The following is an 18158-nucleotide window of genomic DNA, read 5'->3' as shown; positions in this document are numbered from 1 at the left end:
GCTTGCTCGCGAAGGGTACGCCACAAAATCCGGGGCAGGTGTATCGTGCAAACTTTCCCGCACGATTTTCCCCCGCGAGGTGAGTGATGAGTTCTGCCTTGAAAATCGATTTTGTCAGCGACGTCTCTTGCCCGTGGTGCGTCGTTGGTTTGTATGGCCTGTTACAGGCACTGGAAATCCTGCGCAACGAAGTGCAGGCCGAGATCCGTTTCCAGCCGTTCGAGCTGAATCCGAAAATGGGCGTCGACGGGCAGAACATTGCCGAACATATTCAAGAGAAATACGGCTCGACACCTGAGCAGTCGCAGAAGAACCGCGAAGCGATCCGCGCCCGGGGTGCCGAGCTTGGGTTTGCCTTCCGCACCGATGGCAACAGCCGCATCTACAACACCTTCGATGCACACCGCTTGCTGCATTGGGCGGGGCTTGAAGGTCTGCAATTGCCGCTGAAAGAGGCGTTGTTCAAAGCCTATTTCAGTGATGGCGGCAATCCGTCGGAACATCGGCAACTGGTGCAGATCGCTGAAAGTGTCGGGCTGGATCGCCAGCGGGCCGAGGCAGTTCTGGCGTCGGACGAGTTTGCCGATGAGGTGCGCGAGGAAGAGCAGCTGTGGCTGCAGCGCGGGGTGAGTTCGGTGCCGACAGTGGTGTTCAACGGTCAGTACGCGGTGACGGGCGGGCAGCCAGTGGAGACGTTTGTCGGGGCGATCCGGCAGATCATGGCCGACTCTAAGGGCGGTACCGTCAACTGAAGAGCAAAAGCCCCTTACCCTTACCCTAGCCCTCTCCCGGAGGGAGAGGGGACTGAATGGGGATGCAGGAGTGATACGCCGACCTGAGCGTGCTGTACCGAATCCATAATCGACGGAATCTTTCAGGTCGATGTCAGCGGTCGGCCTCTTTCTGTGAGGGAGAGGGGACTGAATGGGGGATGCAGGAGTGATACGCCGACCTGAGTGTGCTTCGCTGAATCCATAATCGACTCGGTTTTTCAGGTCGATGTAACTTGAACGACACCTCGGTCGGCCCCCTCTCCCTCCGGGAGAGGGCTGGGGTGAGGGTCAGCTGTGTAGCCGAACCCAAACGGTCACCAAAACAGTGGCGGCCATCAACCATGCCACCGCCGCCACGGCCAGTGACGCTTCAAGCCGCAATCGATCAACCATCACATACAACGTCGCCAGATACACAAAATACGGAATGATCGACCACATGCCGAACACGATCGTGGTCTTCAGATCGTCGATCGAGCGCCCCTTGCCGACGATGTAATGCGCGATCAGCGCAAACGTCGGAAACAGCGGCACCAGCCCGGCGATGTAGTAGTTTCTGGTCTTCGACAATGCCGCCAGGATCACCACCACCGCTGCGCCCAACAGGGCTTTGAAAATCAGGTCCACGTCGTTCTCGCTTAATGGCTCAGGCCGTACTTTTTCACTTTGTCGAACAGCGTGGTCTTGGCCATGCCCAGCTCAAGGCTGGCCTGCGTCAGGTTGCCGCCGCTGCGTTGCAAGGCATCGCTGAGCAGGTTGCGTTCGAAAGCTTCCACCGCTTCGGCGAAGGCCAGGCCCTGTCCGCCGCTGCTGGCGCCGGACTTCTTGAAGGCCGGCAAGCCGAGAGCAAAGCGTTCGGCGACGTTGCGCAGTTCACGCACGTTGCCCGGCCAGTCGTGGCTCATCAAATTCGACAGGGTCTGGTTATCCAGTTCTGGCAGCGCACGATCAAAGCGCAGCGCCGATTGCTGGGTGAAGTGTTCGAACAATTGCAGGATGTCTTCGCGGCGCTCGCGCAGGGGCGGCAACTCCAGCGTCACCACGTTGAGGCGATAGTACAAGTCGCTGCGGAATGCGCCGGCCTTGCTCGATTCGTCGAGGTCGGATTTGGTCGCCGCGATCACCCGGCAATCCACCGCCACACTCTGGTTCGAGCCGAGGCGTTCGAGGGTGCGTTCCTGCAACACCCGCAGCAGTTTGATCTGCAACGGCAGCGGCATGCTTTCCACTTCGTCGAGGAACAGTGTGCCGCCGTCAGCGTGTTCGATCTTGCCGATCCGCCGTTTGCCCGCGCCGGTGAATGCGTTGGCCTCATGACCGAAGATCTCGCTTTCAAAGAGGTTCTCCGGCAGACCGCCGCAGTTCAGCGCGACGAACTGTTTGCTGTGGCGACGACTGAAATCGTGCAGGCAACGGGCGACCAGTTCTTTGCCGGTGCCGGTCTCGCCTTCGATCAACACGTTGGCCGAGGTGTCGGCAACGTTGGCGATCAGTTCGCGCAGGTTCTGCATCGCCGGTGAGCGACCGATGATCCGGCCTTCAAGGGAGTCACGTTCGGCCAGTTGTCGGCGCAGCGACGACACTTCGCGGGCGAGGCTGCGCTGCTCCAGCGCTCGTCGCGCGACATCCACCAGACGCTCCGGCGAGAACGGTTTTTCCATGAAGTCATAGGCGCCTTTCTGCATCGCGCCGACGGCCATGGAAATGTCGCCGTGGCCGGTGATCAACACCACCGGCAGGCTGCGATCGCGCTGCTTGAGGCGGGTCAGCAGTTCCAGGCCATCAATGCCCGGCAGGCGGATGTCGCTGATGACGATGCCGGCAAAGTTTTCGCCGACCTTCTCCAGCGCTTCCTCGGCGCTGCCGACACCGACGCAGGGAATGTCTTCGAGGGTCAGCGCTTGCTGGCAGCCGAGCAGCACATGGGGGTCGTCTTCGACGATCAGTACACTGAGTTCGGGGTTCATATTGGCTCGGCAGGTGTAGGGCTTACCAACGGTAAACTGAGGACGAAGGTGGTGCCACCGCTGGCCGGGTGTTCAACACCCAGGTGTCCGCCGGTGGCGGCCGCGAGGCTGGCGGAAAGGGTCAGGCCCAGGCCCAGGCCCTGTTCGCCAGGCTTGGTGGTGAAGAATGGCTCGAACAGATGCTTGCGCGCTTCGGCATCGATGCCGTGGCCGTTGTCGCGAACCCGCAGGCGATACTTGCCGTTGAACTCCTCGCCGTCGAGCCACAGTTCGGGTTGTGGTTGCGCCTGCATGGCGTCGAGGGCATTGCCGATCAGGTTGACCAGAATCTGTTCGAGGCGGGTCTGGTCGATCTGCACTTGCACGTCGATGAACTGCCGATGCACGTTCAGCGCCGAGGTTTCCACCCGGGCACCGAGCACTTGCAAGGCGGCATCGACCGCTTTGCCGAGGCTGGCCTGACCCTGATTGTCGCCGCGTCGGGCGAACGAACGCAGGCTGGCGGTGATGCGGCCCATGCGGTCGATCAGGTCGTTGATGGTGTTCAGGTTGGTGCTGGCAACGTCGAGCTGACCGCGTTCGAGGAAGCGTACGGTGTTGCCGGAGAGCGTGCGCATCGCCGCCAGCGGCTGATTCAGTTCGTGGGCAATGCTGGTCGACATCTGGCCGATGGCCGCGAGTTTGCCGGCCTGCACCAACTCATCCTGCGCGCGGCGCAAGGTCTCCTCGGCCTGGCGGCGTTCGCGGATCTGGCTCTTCAGTCGCTCGTTGCTGGCGCGCAGGTCGGTAGTGCGTTCGGTAATCCGACGCTCCAGCTGATTGTTGGCTTCCTGCAGGGCTTCGCGGGCGGCGAGGCGGGTGGCGATGACCTTGCGCCGCTCGTTCCAGGCGATCAGCAGGAAGGCGACCAAGGCAAACGCTACAGCGACGAGAATGCCTTGGTTGATCGCTTCGCGACGCAGATCCTGAAGGGGCGTGAGCAGGGTGAAATTCCACGGCGTGTCACTCAGCGGTCGGGTTTGCGCCAGATAGCTGATGTCGTCCTCGCCTGACTGCACTTCACTGTTGGCCGGGAAAGTGAGTTTCTCCACGCCTTCGGACAGGGTTTCGCGAGCCAGCGGTTGCAGTTCGTTGAGCGGGAACCAGTAATACTGCAGGCTGCGGGCGAGTTTTTCCTTGGTGGCTTCACTCAGGGGAATAACCGCTTTCAGGCGCCGGGCCGGATCGCTGGAGAGAATGATGATGCCGTTTTCATCGCTGACAAACGCTTCCAGACGCGCCCGCTGCCAGCGTTCTTCCATGGCCTCAAGGCGCACTTTGACCACGGCGACGCCGATGATCTTGCCGTGTTCTTCGAGGCCATGGGCGAGGTAGTAACCGGGTTCACCGTTGGTGCTGCCGATGCCGTAGAAACGCCCGGGTTCGCCGCGTACGGCTTTCTGGAAATAGGCGCGAAAGGACAGGTCTTCGCCGAGGTAGCTGTCGACATCGCGCCAGTTGCTGGTGGCCATGACGCGGCCGGTGGTGTCCATCACGTAGATGGCCCGACTGCGGCTGCGCCGGTTCAGGCCTTCGAGGTAAGCGTTGACCGTTTCCCGGTACTCCGGGGTCGGGTCGGCCAGCAGCTGCGAAACACTGGTTTCGAGTTCCAGCAGGCTGGGCAGGTAGGTGTATTTGCTGATCTCGCTTTCGACCGCGCGGGCGTGCAGTTCCAGTTGACGCTGGCCGTTCTCGCCGAGGCTGCGGATGCCGAAATGTTCACTGGTCCAGAAGCCGATGAAACCCAGGCCGATCATCAGGGCGATGATCAGTGGCGGCAGGAACAGATGACGAATCAGACGGGGCTTCACGGCAAGTGATGGCGGCGCTGCGCGATAGAGATTGGGGTCGCATTTCATCACAGATGCCTTGGGTCAACCACCACAACAAACTTCACCAATCCCCTGTAGGAGCTGCCGCAGGCTGCGATCTTTTGACTTTGTTTCTAAAGATCAAAAGATCGCAGCCTGCGGCAGCTCCTACAAGGGGAGGCGGTGTTGCTTTTAGTGCTGCAGGATTTTCTCGAGGAAGTGCTGCGCGCGTTCGGAGCGGGCGCTGATGTCGCCGAAAAATTCCTCTTTCGGGCAGTCCTCGATGATCTTGCCGGCGTCCATGAAGATCACCCGGTCCGCTACTTTACGGGCGAAGCCCATTTCGTGGGTCACGCACATCATGGTCATGCCTTCGTGGGCCAGTTGCACCATCACGTCGAGCACTTCGTTGACCATTTCCGGGTCGAGCGCCGAGGTCGGTTCGTCGAACAGCATGACGATCGGGTCCATCGCCAGCGCGCGGGCAATCGCCACACGCTGTTGCTGGCCACCGGACAGTTGCCCCGGGTGCTTGTGGGCGTGCGCCGACAGGCCAACGCGTTCGAGCAGTTGCAGACCTTTCTTGGTCGCCTCTTCCTTGCTGCGGCCCAACACCTTGATCTGCGCGATGGTCAGGTTTTCGGTGATGGTCAGGTGCGGGAACAGCTCGAAATGCTGGAACACCATGCCGACGCGCGAACGCAGTTTCGGCAGGTTGGTTTTCGAATCGGCAATCGAGGTGCCGTCGACGACGATGTCGCCTTTCTGGAACGGCTCCAGCGCGTTGACGCATTTGATCAGGGTCGATTTGCCGGAACCCGACGGGCCGCAGACCACGATCACTTCGCCTTTTTTGACCTCGGTGCTGCAATCAGTCAGCACCTGGAAGTCGCCATACCACTTGTTGATGTTCTTGATAGAGATCATACGGCAAACCTTTTTTGCAGACGCTTGACCAGCAGCGAGGCGGAAAAGCTGATGATGAAGTAGACGACACCGGCGAAGATCAGGAACTCGTTGGAACGACCGATGATGTCGCCGCTGGAGCGGGCGGAGTTGAGGAAGTCCACCAGGCCCACGGTGTAGACCAGCGAGGTGTCCTGGAACAGGATGATCGACTGTTGCAGCAGCAACGGGGTCATCTTGCGGAACGCCTGGGGCAGGATGATCAGACGCATGGTCTGGCCATAGGTCATGCCCATCGCTTGTGCTGCGGCCATCTGGCCTTTGGGGATCGACTGCACACCGGCCCGGACAATTTCGCAGAAGTACGCGGCTTCGAACATCATGAACGCCACGACGCAGGAGGTGAACGCACCGATCGGCGTGTCTTCACCGGTGATCCAGCGCAGCACGAACGGCACCGCCAGGTAGAACCAGGTGATCACCAGCAGCAGCGGGATCGAGCGGAAGTAGTTCACATAAGCGCCGGCCACGCGCGACAGCAGTTTGCTCGACGACAGGCGCATCAGCGCGAGGATCGTCCCTAGTACGATGCCGCCGACCACGCCCATGACCATCAACTGCAAGGTCATGACCATGCCGTTCCACAGGCCCGGGATAGCGGGGATGATGCCGCTGAAATCGAAGTCCATTATTTACCCCCCACGGAGATCAGGCCGGGCACCGCAACTTTCTTCTCGACCATGCGCATCAGCAGCATCAGGCTCATGTTCAGGGTGAAGTAGATCAGCGTGGCCAGGGTGAAGGCTTCAAACAGGTTGGCCGAGAATTCGGCGGTCTGTTTGGTTTGCGCGAGCAGTTCCATCAGGCCGATCAGGGACGCCACGGAGGAGTTCTTGAAGACGTTGAGGAATTCCGAGGTAAGCGGCGGAATGATGATGCGGTAGGCCTGAGGCAGCAGCACGTTCCAGTAGATCTGCGGCAGCTTGAAACCCATGGCGCGAGCGGCGGATTCCTGGCCGCGTGGCAGCGCCTGAATACCGGTACGCACTTGCTCGCAGACACGGGCAGCGGTGAACAGGCCCAGGCACACGACAACGCTCAGGTAAGCCGAGGTGGTCGGGTTGAGATCCTGTTTGTACCAGTCCTGCAGGTTCTGCGGCAGCAGGTCGGGTACCAGGAAGTACCAGATGAACAGCTGAACCAGCAGCGGCACGTTGCGAAACAGTTCCACGTAGCAGGTCGCGATGCCCGATACGATACGGTTTGGCACCGTGCGCATGACCCCCAGAATGGAGCCCAGCAGCAAGGCGATGATCCATGCCACGATGGCAATGGCAATGGTCCAGCCCAAACCGGAGACGTACCAGTCGAGATAGGTCTCGCTGCCGACGCCGGTGGACTTGAAGAACACGCCCCAGTCCCAGTTGTAATTCATTAGGGTCTCCCCTCGAGATCGATCGATGTACAAGCACCCGCTTGGGGAAGATCCTTTCCCGCCTGACGTTGAACGTCAGGCACACGCGATCGGCTCGAAAACCGCCAGGTCGAGTGTTCCACAGTACAGCCCGCAGGTAGTAACAGACGCCTGAGGGAGAGTGGCTCCCTCAGGCAATAAGGTTAGTCAGGAATCAGATTTTTACGTCAGGCGCCGGCTTGTCGCTCGGGTTGGCGATCAGATCTTTTACCTTGTCGCTCATCGGGAAGTTCAGGTTCAGGCCTTTTGGTGGAATCGGGCTCTCGAACCACTTGCTGTAGATCTTGTTGATCTCGCCGGACTTGTACAGCGCAACGATGGCGTCATCGACAGCCTTCTTGAAGGCCGGGTCATCTTTGCGAACCATGCATGCGTAGGCTTCGAACGACTGCGGCGTACCGGTGATGATCCAGTCAGCCGGCTTCTTGGCCTTGGCTTCTTCGCCGGCCAGCAGGGCGTCGTCCATCATGAAGGCAACGGCGCGGCCGCTTTCCAGCATGTTGAAGGATTCGCCGTGGTCTTTGGCGGAGATGATATTCATGCCCATCTGCTTATCGGCGTTCATCGCTTTGATGATGCGCTCGGACGTGGTGCCCGCGGTGGTCACGACGTTTTTGCCTTTGAGGTCGGCGAAGTCAGCGTAGGACGGCTTGCCTTCCTTGTCTTTCTTGACCAGCAGACGGGTGCCGATTTCGAAGATGTTGACGGTGAAGTCGACTTGCTGAGCGCGTTCGGCGTTGTTGGTGGTCGAGCCGCACTCGATGTCCGCGGTGCCGTTCTGGATCAGCGGGATACGGGTTTGCGAGGTCACCAGGTTGTATTTGACCTGCAGATCGGGCTTGTTCAGGTCTTTTTTCAGGGCTTCAACGATGGCCACTTGAATGTCGTGGGAGTAGCCCACTGGCTTGCCGGAAGCATCGGCAATGTAGGAAAACGGAATGGAGCTGTCGCGGTGAGCGAGCGTGATGGTGCCCGAATCGTTGATTTTCTTCAGGGTGCCGGTGAGTTCGGCGGCGAAAACTGGCGTGCTGATCAGAGCGGCCGCAATGGCTGCGCCCAGGATATGGGGAACGATGCGCATCAAATTTTCCTCGAATTGTTTTTTTTATGGAGCCAGTTCGTCGGCCCTTTTGTGCTTCGAATGCCTGACGGCTCCTGAAGTGTTGGCACAACAGGCATTCGTCGAGAGAGTGTAGAGCATGAGTCGTGCCAGACCAGTCTCGAATGCTTAAAGTTATGATTTATAAGGATATTAAAGTTTTGTGGCAGATTTTTTTGTGGGGAGTGATCCGGTTTACCGAATTGACCGGGGAGTCTCGTTCGGAAAACCGAACGAGGTTTTGTAGGAGTGAGCCTGCTCGCGATAGCGGTGTGTCAGGCGCCAGGTATGTTGATTGACACACCGCCATCGCGAGCAGGCTCACTCCTACAGGGGTAGCGGTGTGTCAGGCAAACAAAAAAACCCCTGAACCTTACGATTCAGGGGCTTTTTGTTTAACCAATGTTCAAATCACGCCGCTTCAATCTTGCTACGGTTCTGCTCAACTTTACCCAGATACGCCGCAAGCTTCTCCTGCTCCGCCGGAGTGGTGAACAGACCGAGTTTGCTGCGACGCCACAGAATGTCATGCGCCGTGGTCGCCCACTCTTCGCTGCACAGGTAATCGACTTCACGGGTGTAGAGCCCGCCGCCAATGTGCTCGCCCATGTCCGCGAGGCTTTCCACGCCTTCGAGCATGCGCCAGGTGCGGCTGCCGTAGGTGGTGGCCCAGCGACGGGATATCTCGGTCGGCACGAAGTCAAACTTGTCGCGAATCAGCGCGCTCAAGGCTTGTGGCGTGGTCATGTCTTCACCGCCGGGCAAGGTGGCCGTGGCGGTCCAGCTCGGGCGCATCTGGGTGAAGAACGGCATCAGTTGCGCCATCGCCGACTCGGCGAGTTTGCGGTAGGTGGTCAGCTTGCCGCCGAACACCGACAGCAGTGGCGCTTCTTCGCTGTTGCCGGACAAGGCCAGGGTGTAATCGCGGGTGACCGCCGACGGGTTATCGGACTCGTCGTTGCACAGCGGACGTACGCCTGAGTAGCTGTGCTGGATGTCGTCGCGGCTGATTTGCTTCTTGAAGTGGGCGTTGACCACTTTCAGCAGGTAATCGGTTTCGCCGTCGGTGATTGCCACTTTCGCAGGGTCACCGGTGTACTCACGGTCGGTGGTGCCGATCAGGGTGAAGTGGTTGTTCAGGTACGGAATGGTGAAGACGATGCGCTGATCTTCGTTTTGCAGGATGTGCGCGTGATCACCTTCGTACAGTTTCGGCACGATGATGTGGCTGCCCTGGATCAGGCGGATGCCGTACGGCGATTCCATCTTCAGGTCGTCACGAATGAACTTGGCGACCCACGGGCCGGCGGCGTTCACCAGCGCTTTGGCGGTGATCGAAAACAGGCTGCCGTCGGCACGTTCCAGGTTCAGGTGCCACAGGCCCTTGGCACGGCGGGCGCTGACGCAGCGAGTCTGGGTGTGCACGTGGGCGCCTTTTTCGCGGGCGGCCATGGCGTTGAGTACCACGAGGCGGGCGTCGTCGACCCAGCAGTCGGAGTATTCGAAGCCTTTCTTGATTTCACTTTTCAGTGCGCTGTCGGCGCCGAACTTGAGGCTTTTCGAACCAGGCAGTTTTTCGCGCTTGCCGAGGTTGTCATAGAGGAACAGGCCCGCGCGGATCATCCACGCCGGGCGCAGGTGCGGACGGTGCGGCAGTACGAAGCGCATCGGTTTGACGATATGCGGGGCCTTGGCCAGCAGCACTTCGCGCTCGGCCAGCGCTTCACGCACCAGACGGAATTCGTAATGTTCGAGGTAGCGCAGACCACCGTGGATCAGCTTGCTGCTGGCCGACGAAGTGTGGCTGGCGAGGTCGTCCTTTTCGCAAAGGAACACCGAAAGTCCGCGACCGGCGGCATCCGCTGCGATCCCCACGCCATTGATCCCGCCGCCGATAACGGCGACGTCGTAGATCTCGGAGATTGGGGGCGTACGCAAGGTAGAGGTGGACATCGGCTGGCCTCGGGTTCTTTTGATTTTCTATATTGGAAATCGAACATGAATGTTCATTTGCGAAAATGGTAGCCCATAAAGACGCGCGCAGCCAGTCACGTTCGATTGAAAAAACTCATCGAAGGCCAGAGAAAGGAAAAAATACGAACATTAAAAGCGAAAAGATCGTCCGATCGCGGCCCGAGCCTTCGGCAGCTCCTACATGGGTTCACGTAACCTGTAGGAGCTGTCGAAGGCTCGGGCCGCGATCGGACGATCTTTTGATCTTGGGGGGGTTAAACGACTTCCAGGCGAATCTTGTGCTGACTCAACAACTGCGCCAACGCCGGCACCGGCTGCTGATCGGTCACCAGGCAATCGATCAGGCTGATCGGCCCCAGGCGAATCATCGCGTTACGCCCGAACTTGCTCGAGTCCGCCGCCAGAATCACCTGCCGCGCATTGGCAATGATCGCCTGGGAAACCCGTACTTCCTGATAATCGAAATCCAGCAGGCTGCCGTCTTCATCAATGCCGCTGATCCCGACCAGGGCGAAATCAACTTTGAACTGATTGATGAAATCCACGCTGGCCTGACCGACAACACCGCCATCACGACGCACATTGCCGCCGGTCAGCAACACATCGAAATCATCCTTGGCACTGAGCATCGACGCCACGTGCAGGTTATTGGTGATGATTTTCAGGTGATTGTGATTGAGCAGGGCGCGGGCAATCGATTCGGTGGTCGTGCCAATGTTGATGAACAGCGAGGCGTGATCGGGAATCTGCGCGGCGATGGCTTCGCCGATGCGTTGTTTTTCATCGCGCATCTGGTCGGCGCGCATTGCATAGGCGGTGTTTTCAACGCTGGAATCATAGGCAGCGCCGCCATGGTAACGGCGCAGCAGATTGGCTTCCGCGAGCTGATTGATGTCGCGGCGGATGGTTTGCGGGGTAACAACGAACAGCGTGGCCATTTCCTCGATGCTCACATAGCCGCGTTCGCGGACCAGCTCGAGGATTTGCTGCTGACGGGGAGGCAGATTCATGGGGCTTCCTTTGGGCTGCCGTGCAAAATTTGCCCATGATGCCGCAGGAATCTCCTCCCGACCAGTTTCCAGCTTTAGTCCGTCCTCAGACTGGCTTATTCAGCGTCTTCACGCGCCCAGTCACGGGTGCGGCTGACGGCTTTTTTCCAGCCTTTGTACAGCTTCTCTTTCTCCACTTCGTCCAGGCTCGGTTCGAACTCGCGCTCGATTACTGCTTTGCCGCGCAGTTCTTCCAGGCTGCCCCAGAAACCGCACGCCAGACCGGCCAGATACGCCGCGCCGAGTGCCGTGGTTTCACGCATTTGCGGACGCTCGACCTGCGTACCGAGAATGTCGGCCTGGAACTGCATGAGGAAGTTGTTCGCCACCGCTCCGCCGTCCACGCGCAGGGCTTTGAGGCGTTCGCCGGAGTCCTGTTGCATGGCGTCGAGCACGTCGCGGGTCTGGTAGGCAATCGATTCCAGCGCAGCGCGGATGATGTGGTCAACGCGCACACCGCGCGTCAGACCAAACAGCGCGCCACGGGCATACGGGTCCCAGTACGGAGCGCCTAAACCTGTGAACGCCGGCACCAGGTACACGCCGTTGCTGTCCTTCACTTTATTGGCGAAGTATTCGGTGTCGTGGGCGTCGTTGATGATCTTCAGTTCATCACGCAGCCACTGCACGGTCGAACCGCCATTGAACACTGCGCCTTCCAGCGCGTAAGCGACTTCGCCACGCGGGCCGCAAGCGATGGTGGTGAGCATGCCGTGCTGGGATTTCACCGCTTTGTCACCGGTGTTCATCAGCAGGAAGCAGCCGGTGCCGTAGGTGTTTTTCGCTTGGCCTGGTTCCACGCACATCTGACCGAACAGCGCCGCTTGCTGGTCACCGGCAATACCGCCGATGGCGATGCCGCTCTTGGTGCGCCCGTAGATTTCCGAAGACGCCTTCACTTCCGGGAGCATCTCGCGCGGAATGTCGAGGATCTCGAGCATCTTCGAATCCCACTCCAGCGAGTGAATGTTGAAGAGCATGGTACGCGAGGCGTTGGTGTAGTCGGTGACGTGTACTTTGCCGCCGGTGAATTTCCAGATCAGCCAGCTATCGACGGTGCCGAACAGCAATTCGCCGTTGCGTGCACGCTCGCGGCTGCCTTCGACGTTGTCGAGGATCCACTTCAGTTTAGTGCCGGAGAAGTACGGGTCGGTGACCAGGCCGGTGTTGTCGCGGATGTACTCTTCGTGACCATCACGCTTGAGTTGCTGGCAGATCTCGGTGCTGCGGCGGCACTGCCAGACGATGGCGTTGTACACCGGGCGACCGGTGGTCTTGTCCCAGACCACTGTGGTTTCGCGCTGGTTGGTGATGCCGATGGCGGCGACCTGGTCGTGATGCAGACCGGCCTGCGCCAGCGCTTCAACCATCACCGCGCTCTGGGTTGCAAAAATTTCCATCGGATCATGTTCGACCCAACCGGCCTGCGGATAATGCTGAGCGAACTCGCGCTGCGCGGTGCAGACCACGTTCGCATCGCGGTCGAAAATGATCGCGCGCGAGCTGGTCGTACCCTGATCGAGGGCAATGATGTAGTTCTTATTCTGAATGTCGGTCATGTCGATTGCCTTGGACGAAATAAGGGAGAGTGGGCCGTGGCGCAGGCTCTATTGGGCAGGAGCCTGCGCCGACTGTTTCAAGAAGTTCTTGGTTTGCCGTCAATGGCCGGTTCTGCATCCTTTGTAGCAGGTGTGGCGCCGGTCAGGTGACGGGCGATGAGCCCGCGATACCCGGCTGCGCCGAGGCAGGCACCGACAATCGGTGCAAAAATCGGAATCAGGAAGTACGGAATATCACGGCCGCCAGTAAAGGAAATTTCACCCCAGCCAGTGAAGAAAGTCATCAGTTTCGGACCGAAGTCACGCGCCGGGTTCATCGCGAAACCGGTCAGCGGGCCCATCGAACTGCCGATCACAGCGATCAGCAAACCGATCAGCAGTGGCGCCAGCGGGCCTTTCGGCAGGCCGTTGTTGTCGTCGGTCAGCGACATGATCACGCCCATCAGGATCGCGGTGATGATCATCTCGACCAGAAAAGCCTGAGCAGTGGACAGCACCGGGTTCGGGAACGTCGAGAATACCGAGGCCAACTCAAGGCTGGCGGCCGAACCGCGAACCATTTGGTGAGTTTGTTCGTAATCGAAGAACAGATTGCTGTACAGCGTGTAAACCAACAGTGCACCGCAGAACGCGCCAGCGATTTGCGAGAGGATATAGAAGGGCAGTTTGCGCTTTTCGAAGTCGGCGAAGATTGCCAGTGCAATGCTCACGGCCGGGTTCAGGTGCGCGCCGGAAACGCCCGCGGTGAGGTAGATCGCCATGCTGACGCCGACGCCCCAGATGATGCTGATTTCCCACAGGCCGAAGCTGGCGCCCGCGACCTTGAGCGCGGCGACACAACCGGTGCCGAAAAAGATCAGGAGTGCAGTGCCCAGAAACTCGGCCATGCATTGGCTCGAGAGCGTTGGTTGCTGTAAAGCAGTCGTCATTGAAAACCTCGGTTTTTGTTGTTGTCTGGCGCATTGCCGTCAGGGCAGGGCGCGATTTTCACCGGGTTGGAATCCCCATTCGGTTCCCGGTTTACTGCTGGGTGCTGCAATGATGATAATTCTTACATTATTCAGATTCGAAAAAATATAGACAAGAAACAAACCTGTCAAAGGTCGAAAGTGAACCATCAGTCACAATGTAACTATTCGCTGGATGAATGATCCTGTGTCGGCGACGTTCCATGGAGTGCTCGGAATGTCTGCAAGCCCCGGCATTCGTGGCTTGGGATAGAGCCTTTTAGGAGCTGATCGCCTAGAATCCGGCAGAAGATTTTTCTGTCACTGCCGAGCCTGGAGCTGCCATGACCCCTGCGTTGGACTTGTTGAAAAAAGTTCGTGCCGAACATCGCGTGCACAGTTACGAACATGATCCAAAAGCCGCTTCATATGGGCTGGAGGCTGCGGAAAAACTGGCACTTGAGCCGGCGCAGGTGTTTAAGACTCTGCTGGCTGCCAGTGAAAAAGGTGAGCTGCTGGTGGCGGTGGTGCCGGTCGTCGGAAGTCTCGACCTCAAGGGTCTGGCCCACGCCGCTGGGGTGAAGAAAGTCGAAATGGCTGACCCGGCGGCGGCACAGCGCTCTACCGGTTATTTGTTGGGTGGTATCAGCCCGCTGGGGCAGAAAAAGCGTCTGCGCACCTTCATTGATAACTCGGCTCAGGGTTTTGCGACTATTTATGTCAGTGCCGGTCGGCGCGGGCTGGAGGTCGAGTTGCCCCCTGCGACTCTCGCGGAACACACTCAGGCCAAATTCGCCGATATCGGGCGTGCCTGAGAGGGGGCTGCGCTGTATGAAGAAAATTGGCCGGTTCTGTCACTGGCGCTGATCCGTCTCGCGCTGCATGCTCTGCCGACTGACTTAGGGAGAAGGTTATGCAGCTTGAGTTTCATCAGGTCGACGCTTTCAGTGATCGGCCATTCAGTGGCAATCCAGCAATGGTGTATCGGCTGGATGCGTGGCTCGCGGATGAGCTGATGCAGAAGATCGCTGCCGAACACAATCTGGCGGAAACCGCGTTTCTCGTGCGTGAAGGCCAAGCCTGGCATATCCGCTGGTTTACTCCGACCACTGAAGTGCCGTTGTGCGGGCATGCCACGCTGGCCAGCGCTCATGTGTTGTTCGAGATCTACCAGGAAGCGGCCGAGCGTATCGACTTCACCAGTAAGTCCGGGCCGTTGAGTGTCAATCGTGAAGAGGGCCGCTTATGGCTGGACTTTCCGTCGATCGTGCCGTCAGAGATTGGCGTGACCCTGGATGTCGAGCGCGCGCTGGGAGTTGAAGCGGTTGATGTGCTCGGTTCCAACGAACTGTTTGTGGTGCTGGAGTCGGAGCAGGCCGTGCTCGATTGCAAGCCGGACATGGTCGCGCTGGCGAAGCTGCCGTGGCTGGGCGCGATCGTCACGGCGCGGGGCAATCAGCATGACTTCGTCTCGCGCTATTTCGCGCCGGCAATTGGCATCAATGAGGATCCGGTGACCGGGTCGACGCACTGCAGTCTGATTCCGTATTGGTCCAAGCGTCTGGGCAAATCGAGCCTGACGGCGTGCCAGCGTTCGGCGCGGGGTGGCGAGTTGTTCTGCCGGCTGGAAGGCGAGCGGGTAAAAATCGGCGGCAATGCAACGCTGGTTGCCAGCGGCACCTTGATCCTGGGTTAAAAGCTAAAAGATCGCAGCCTTCGGCAGCTCCTGCAGGGATCAATGCAGGAGCTGCCGAAGACTGCGATCTTTTGATCTTTAAAGCGAGGTGCTGTAGCGGCGGACGCCGTTTTCCGCCGCCGGAATTTGCGCAGCAGTGCTGCCGCAAGCCTGGAACAACACCAGATGTTCAGCGGCAACACGAATCCCCACTTGCGCACCAACCTGATGATCGGCATGGCTGGGGAAAATCGATTCCAGCTGTGCACCGGTCGGCAATTGCAGGCGATATAACGTTGAAGCTCCGAGGAACGTCTTGCCGACAATGCGCGCTTTCAACGCGCTGTCCGGCGCATAAATAATGTCATCCGGGCGCAGCAACACGTCCACCGCGCCGCCAATCGGCCACCCGTACGCCCGGTTGCCGCGCAGCACGCCGAGTTCCGTCTGCACCGATTCCGGGCTGCCGAGCTGGCCGCGAATGAAGTAGCCCTGACCGATAAAACTCGCCACAAACGGCGTTGCCGGTTCGTGATAGAGGTTGTACGGCGTGTCCCACTGCTCCAGCCGACCTTCCTTGAACACGCCAACGTGATCGCTGACGGCAAAGGCTTCTTCCTGGTCGTGGGTCACCAGAATCGCGCTGGTGCCACGTGCCTTGAGAATGTCGCGTACCTCATGACTGAGTTTGCGGCGCAACTCGCCATCGAGGTTGGAGAAGGGTTCGTCGAGCAGCAGCAGTTGCGGCTCCGGTGCCAACGCGCGGGCGAGGGCGACGCGCTGTTGCTGGCCGCCGGACAACTCGTGGGGGAAGCGCTTGCCGAGGTTCTTCAGGTTGACCAGTTCCAGCAGCTCTTCGGTGACGCGCGCCTTGTTCGGGTGCTTGCGAATGCCGAAGGCGATGTTGTCCGCGACGCTCAGATGCGGGAACAGCGCATAGTCCTGGAACACCATGCCGATCCGGCGTTTCTCCGGCGCCAAAGTGAAACCGGCGCGGGAAATGGTTTCGCCGCCAAGGGTGATTTCACCTTCGTGCACCGGCTCGAAACCAGCGATGGCGCGCAGGGTGGTGGTCTTGCCGCAGCCGGACGAGCCGAGCAGGCAGCCGATGTCACCGGCGTTGAGGTGCAGATTGAGGTTCTGCACCACACGTTGATCTTGATAGCCGCAAGCGAGGTTGCGCAGGTTCAGCAGTAATTCATGGCTCATGCGTGGTGATATGCCGGTTCAACGAGGAACTCGAGCAGGGCCTTCTGTGCGTGGAGACGGTTTTCTGCCTGATCCCAGGCGACGGAGCGCGGGTCATCAAGCAGGTCGAGGCTGATTTCTTCGCCACGGTGCGCAGGCAAGCAGTGCATGAACAGCACGTCCTCGGCAGCGAGGTCGAGCAGGGCACGGTTGACCTGGAACGGGGCGAACAGCTTGAGGCGCTTGGCAGTTTCCTCTTCCTGACCCATCGAAGTCCAGACATCGGTGCTCACCAGATGCGCACCGCGCACGGCATCTTGCGGGTCGCGAACGATGGTCACGCGATCGCCAGCCTTGGCCACGAACTCGGGATTCGGTTCATAGCCTTGCGGGCAGGCAACGCGCAACTGGAAGTCGAACTGGATCGCCGCTTCTATATAGCTGTTGCACATGTTGTTGCCGTCGCCGATCCAGGCCACGGTTTTGCCCTGGATCGAGCCACGGTGTTCAAGGAAGGTCTGCATGTCGGCCAGTAGCTGACACGGGTGCAGGTCATCGGACAGGCCGTTGATCACCGGTACGCGCGAGTTGGCGGCAAATTCGGTCAGAGTACTGTGGGCAAAGGTACGGATCATCACTGCATCGAGCATGCTCGACATGACGATGGCGCAATCGCCGATCGGCTCGCCACGGCCCAGTTGAGTGTCGCGCGGCGAGAGGAAGATCGCCTGGCCGCCGAGCTGGATCATGCCTGCTTCGAACGAAATCCGGGTACGGGTCGAGGATTTTTCGAAGATCATGCCCAGCACGCGGTTTTTCAGAGGCTCGAACAGTACGCCGCGGTTACGCAGGTCCTTGAGCTCAACGCCTCGACGGATCACGCTGACCAGCTCTTCGGGCGTGCAATCCATCAGGGAGAGAAAGTGCCTTGCGCTCATCATTGACTACCTTTTTGCTACAAACCGCAGATGCTCAAAGCCTTGTTTAACGGAACAACGGGCGAGACCTGCGGCGTAAGCCGCACGGGGCGACGAAATAGGGGGAGGCGCGATATTGACACTAAATGTCGCGTTTTTCCAATAGGCTACGTTTTTGCGCGAACAGAGAAGCGTACTGAATGTTGCAGTGCGCATTTAGAGCCGCCATGAGGACAGCAGCGAGCCCCTTTGTACACTGGCCTCGCGGGGCTTGGCAATCAGGCGTAGCGGGGATGGCGTTACTCAGGTCGGTTCAAGACTGCACGGTTACGGATTCGCTTGGTCGGATGGCCGGTGTGAAACATTTGCTAAAGCAAAGTGCTGGGTTATAAATACCTTTCGAGCGACGCAGGAAGCCTCCGCATGGAATCGAAAGAAAAACTGTTAATGGAATTGCTGGGCCATACGGCTCGCTCTCTGACCCATCTCACCGCGTCAGTCACTTCAATGTCTTTTGAGTTGCTGCGCAGCGAAGACGAAGTGGTGAAGACTGCCGGGCGCCACATGATTGACCGCATGGCCACCATCAGCGCCGGGCTCGACGAGCATTGGCGGTTGATCGGCGAACTCACCGGCGTGCACGTCGCCCACGAGCAGATCGAAACCATTCAGGAAATCCAGCTGGCAGCACCGCCGCAGTTGCCATCGAACTGATCGTGCCGGCCTATCGGCCCACCTGATAGGCCTCGATTCACAAGACGAACGTCGCTGGCGCCAGAC

The 18158-nt window shown here is 59.2% G+C and carries 17 protein-coding genes; 4 read left to right on the top strand and 13 right to left on the bottom strand.

Going from position 1 to position 18158, the window contains the following annotated elements; translation table 11 throughout:
* The first annotated feature begins 86 nt into the window (after window positions 1-86).
* Window positions 87-752 carry a DsbA family oxidoreductase gene (locus CQ009_RS14895; RefSeq protein WP_105707139.1) on the top strand — a complete coding sequence of 222 codons (666 nt, stop codon included), beginning with the start codon at window positions 87-89 and terminating at the stop codon, window positions 750-752.
* A 309-nt stretch (window positions 753-1061) separates the two neighbouring features.
* Here the strand turns inward: CQ009_RS14895 and CQ009_RS14890 are convergent, their stop codons facing one another.
* From CQ009_RS14890 to CQ009_RS14840, 11 genes are all read right to left on the bottom strand, one after another.
* Window positions 1062-1391, bottom strand: a complete 330-nt coding sequence (locus CQ009_RS14890; RefSeq protein ID WP_161806673.1) for a GlpM family protein — start codon at window positions 1389-1391, stop codon at window positions 1062-1064.
* A gap of 20 nt (window positions 1392-1411) precedes the next feature.
* Complete coding sequence (locus CQ009_RS14885) at window positions 1412-2740, bottom strand: sigma-54 dependent transcriptional regulator (RefSeq protein WP_105707137.1); 1329 nt, start codon at window positions 2738-2740, stop codon at window positions 1412-1414.
* Window positions 2737-4638 carry an ATP-binding protein gene (locus tag CQ009_RS14880; protein ID WP_105707135.1) on the bottom strand — a complete coding sequence of 634 codons (1902 nt, stop codon included), beginning with the start codon at window positions 4636-4638 and terminating at the stop codon, window positions 2737-2739. The genes CQ009_RS14885 and CQ009_RS14880 overlap by 4 nt, the downstream gene beginning before the upstream one ends.
* 144 nt (window positions 4639-4782) lie before the next feature.
* A complete protein-coding gene (locus CQ009_RS14875; protein WP_007963947.1) occupies window positions 4783-5517 on the bottom strand; it encodes an amino acid ABC transporter ATP-binding protein in 735 nt (244 codons plus the stop codon).
* Window positions 5514-6185 (bottom strand): amino acid ABC transporter permease, encoded by a 672-nt coding sequence (locus CQ009_RS14870; protein WP_003227756.1) that lies wholly within the window; start codon window positions 6183-6185, stop codon window positions 5514-5516. The genes CQ009_RS14875 and CQ009_RS14870 overlap by 4 nt, the downstream gene beginning before the upstream one ends.
* Window positions 6185-6931 carry an amino acid ABC transporter permease gene (locus CQ009_RS14865; protein WP_038369085.1) on the bottom strand — a complete coding sequence of 249 codons (747 nt, stop codon included), beginning with the start codon at window positions 6929-6931 and terminating at the stop codon, window positions 6185-6187. The genes CQ009_RS14870 and CQ009_RS14865 overlap by 1 nt, the downstream gene beginning before the upstream one ends.
* Before the next feature lie 193 nt (window positions 6932-7124).
* Window positions 7125-8051, bottom strand: coding sequence for a glutamate/aspartate ABC transporter substrate-binding protein (locus CQ009_RS14860; protein ID WP_064391980.1), 927 nt, complete (start codon window positions 8049-8051; stop codon window positions 7125-7127).
* A 429-nt stretch (window positions 8052-8480) separates the two neighbouring features.
* Window positions 8481-10022, bottom strand: coding sequence for a glycerol-3-phosphate dehydrogenase (glpD, locus tag CQ009_RS14855; RefSeq protein WP_064391978.1), 1542 nt, complete (start codon window positions 10020-10022; stop codon window positions 8481-8483).
* 275 nt (window positions 10023-10297) lie between these two features.
* Window positions 10298-11053: a DeoR/GlpR family transcriptional regulator gene (locus tag CQ009_RS14850; protein WP_007916700.1), complete on the bottom strand. Its 756-nt coding sequence runs from the start codon at window positions 11051-11053 to the stop codon at window positions 10298-10300.
* Between the two features lie 95 nt (window positions 11054-11148).
* The gene (gene glpK / locus CQ009_RS14845; protein ID WP_007916698.1) at window positions 11149-12651 is read right to left on the bottom strand and encodes a glycerol kinase GlpK; all 1503 of its coding nucleotides are present in this window, start codon (window positions 12649-12651) and stop codon (window positions 11149-11151) included.
* A 77-nt stretch (window positions 12652-12728) separates the two neighbouring features.
* The gene (locus CQ009_RS14840) at window positions 12729-13580 is read right to left on the bottom strand and encodes an MIP/aquaporin family protein (protein ID WP_064391976.1); all 852 of its coding nucleotides are present in this window, start codon (window positions 13578-13580) and stop codon (window positions 12729-12731) included.
* Between the two features lie 362 nt (window positions 13581-13942).
* Between CQ009_RS14840 and ybaK the strand changes: the two genes are divergently transcribed.
* Window positions 13943-14413, top strand: coding sequence for a Cys-tRNA(Pro) deacylase (gene ybaK, locus CQ009_RS14835; RefSeq protein WP_064391974.1), 471 nt, complete (start codon window positions 13943-13945; stop codon window positions 14411-14413).
* A 98-nt stretch (window positions 14414-14511) separates the two neighbouring features.
* Window positions 14512-15294 carry a PhzF family phenazine biosynthesis protein gene (locus tag CQ009_RS14830; RefSeq protein WP_105707133.1) on the top strand — a complete coding sequence of 261 codons (783 nt, stop codon included), beginning with the start codon at window positions 14512-14514 and terminating at the stop codon, window positions 15292-15294.
* Window positions 15295-15372: 78 nt separating this feature from the next.
* On the opposite strand, the gene CQ009_RS14825 is transcribed toward CQ009_RS14830, so the two are convergent.
* Together CQ009_RS14825 and argF are read right to left on the bottom strand one after the other, a co-directional pair.
* Window positions 15373-16482 carry an ABC transporter ATP-binding protein gene (locus CQ009_RS14825; protein ID WP_105707131.1) on the bottom strand — a complete coding sequence of 370 codons (1110 nt, stop codon included), beginning with the start codon at window positions 16480-16482 and terminating at the stop codon, window positions 15373-15375.
* A complete protein-coding gene (gene argF, locus CQ009_RS14820) occupies window positions 16479-17399 on the bottom strand; it encodes an ornithine carbamoyltransferase (RefSeq protein ID WP_105707129.1) in 921 nt (306 codons plus the stop codon). Before argF ends, CQ009_RS14825 begins: the two co-directional genes overlap by 4 nt.
* Before the next feature lie 402 nt (window positions 17400-17801).
* Here argF and CQ009_RS14815 point away from each other — a divergent pair, with 402 nt between their 5' ends.
* Window positions 17802-18092, top strand: coding sequence for a hypothetical protein (locus CQ009_RS14815; RefSeq protein WP_027612069.1), 291 nt, complete (start codon window positions 17802-17804; stop codon window positions 18090-18092).
* Window positions 18093-18158 lie beyond the last annotated feature (66 nt).

This window comes from Pseudomonas sp. MYb2 (assembly GCF_002979955.1).
GTDB lineage: Bacteria > Pseudomonadota > Gammaproteobacteria > Pseudomonadales > Pseudomonadaceae > Aquipseudomonas.
Note: the sequence above shows the minus strand (reverse complement) of the source record. Positions and strands in the feature narration are given on the sequence as shown.

What these genes read in the sequence shown, in the direction of transcription:
- CQ009_RS14895 (WP_105707139.1), top strand. Translation starts at nt 87, where the DNA reads ATGAGTTCTGCCTTGAAAATCGATTTTGTCAGCGACGTCTCTTGCCCG.
- CQ009_RS14885 (WP_105707137.1), bottom strand. Translation starts at nt 2,740, where the DNA reads ATGAACCCCGAACTCAGTGTACTGATCGTCGAAGACGACCCCCATGTG.
- CQ009_RS14880 (WP_105707135.1), bottom strand. Translation starts at nt 4,638, where the DNA reads ATGAAATGCGACCCCAATCTCTATCGCGCAGCGCCGCCATCACTTGCC.
- CQ009_RS14875 (WP_007963947.1), bottom strand. Translation starts at nt 5,517, where the DNA reads ATGATCTCTATCAAGAACATCAACAAGTGGTATGGCGACTTCCAGGTG.
- CQ009_RS14870 (WP_003227756.1), bottom strand. Translation starts at nt 6,185, where the DNA reads ATGGACTTCGATTTCAGCGGCATCATCCCCGCTATCCCGGGCCTGTGG.
- CQ009_RS14865 (WP_038369085.1), bottom strand. Translation starts at nt 6,931, where the DNA reads ATGAATTACAACTGGGACTGGGGCGTGTTCTTCAAGTCCACCGGCGTC.
- CQ009_RS14860 (WP_064391980.1), bottom strand. Translation starts at nt 8,051, where the DNA reads ATGCGCATCGTTCCCCATATCCTGGGCGCAGCCATTGCGGCCGCTCTG.
- glpD (WP_064391978.1), bottom strand. Translation starts at nt 10,022, where the DNA reads ATGTCCACCTCTACCTTGCGTACGCCCCCAATCTCCGAGATCTACGAC.
- CQ009_RS14850 (WP_007916700.1), bottom strand. Translation starts at nt 11,053, where the DNA reads ATGAATCTGCCTCCCCGTCAGCAGCAAATCCTCGAGCTGGTCCGCGAA.
- glpK (WP_007916698.1), bottom strand. Translation starts at nt 12,651, where the DNA reads ATGACCGACATTCAGAATAAGAACTACATCATTGCCCTCGATCAGGGT.
- CQ009_RS14840 (WP_064391976.1), bottom strand. Translation starts at nt 13,580, where the DNA reads ATGACGACTGCTTTACAGCAACCAACGCTCTCGAGCCAATGCATGGCC.
- ybaK (WP_064391974.1), top strand. Translation starts at nt 13,943, where the DNA reads ATGACCCCTGCGTTGGACTTGTTGAAAAAAGTTCGTGCCGAACATCGC.
- CQ009_RS14830 (WP_105707133.1), top strand. Translation starts at nt 14,512, where the DNA reads ATGCAGCTTGAGTTTCATCAGGTCGACGCTTTCAGTGATCGGCCATTC.
- CQ009_RS14825 (WP_105707131.1), bottom strand. Translation starts at nt 16,482, where the DNA reads ATGAGCCATGAATTACTGCTGAACCTGCGCAACCTCGCTTGCGGCTAT.
- argF (WP_105707129.1), bottom strand. Translation starts at nt 17,399, where the DNA reads ATGAGCGCAAGGCACTTTCTCTCCCTGATGGATTGCACGCCCGAAGAG.
- CQ009_RS14815 (WP_027612069.1), top strand. Translation starts at nt 17,802, where the DNA reads ATGGAATCGAAAGAAAAACTGTTAATGGAATTGCTGGGCCATACGGCT.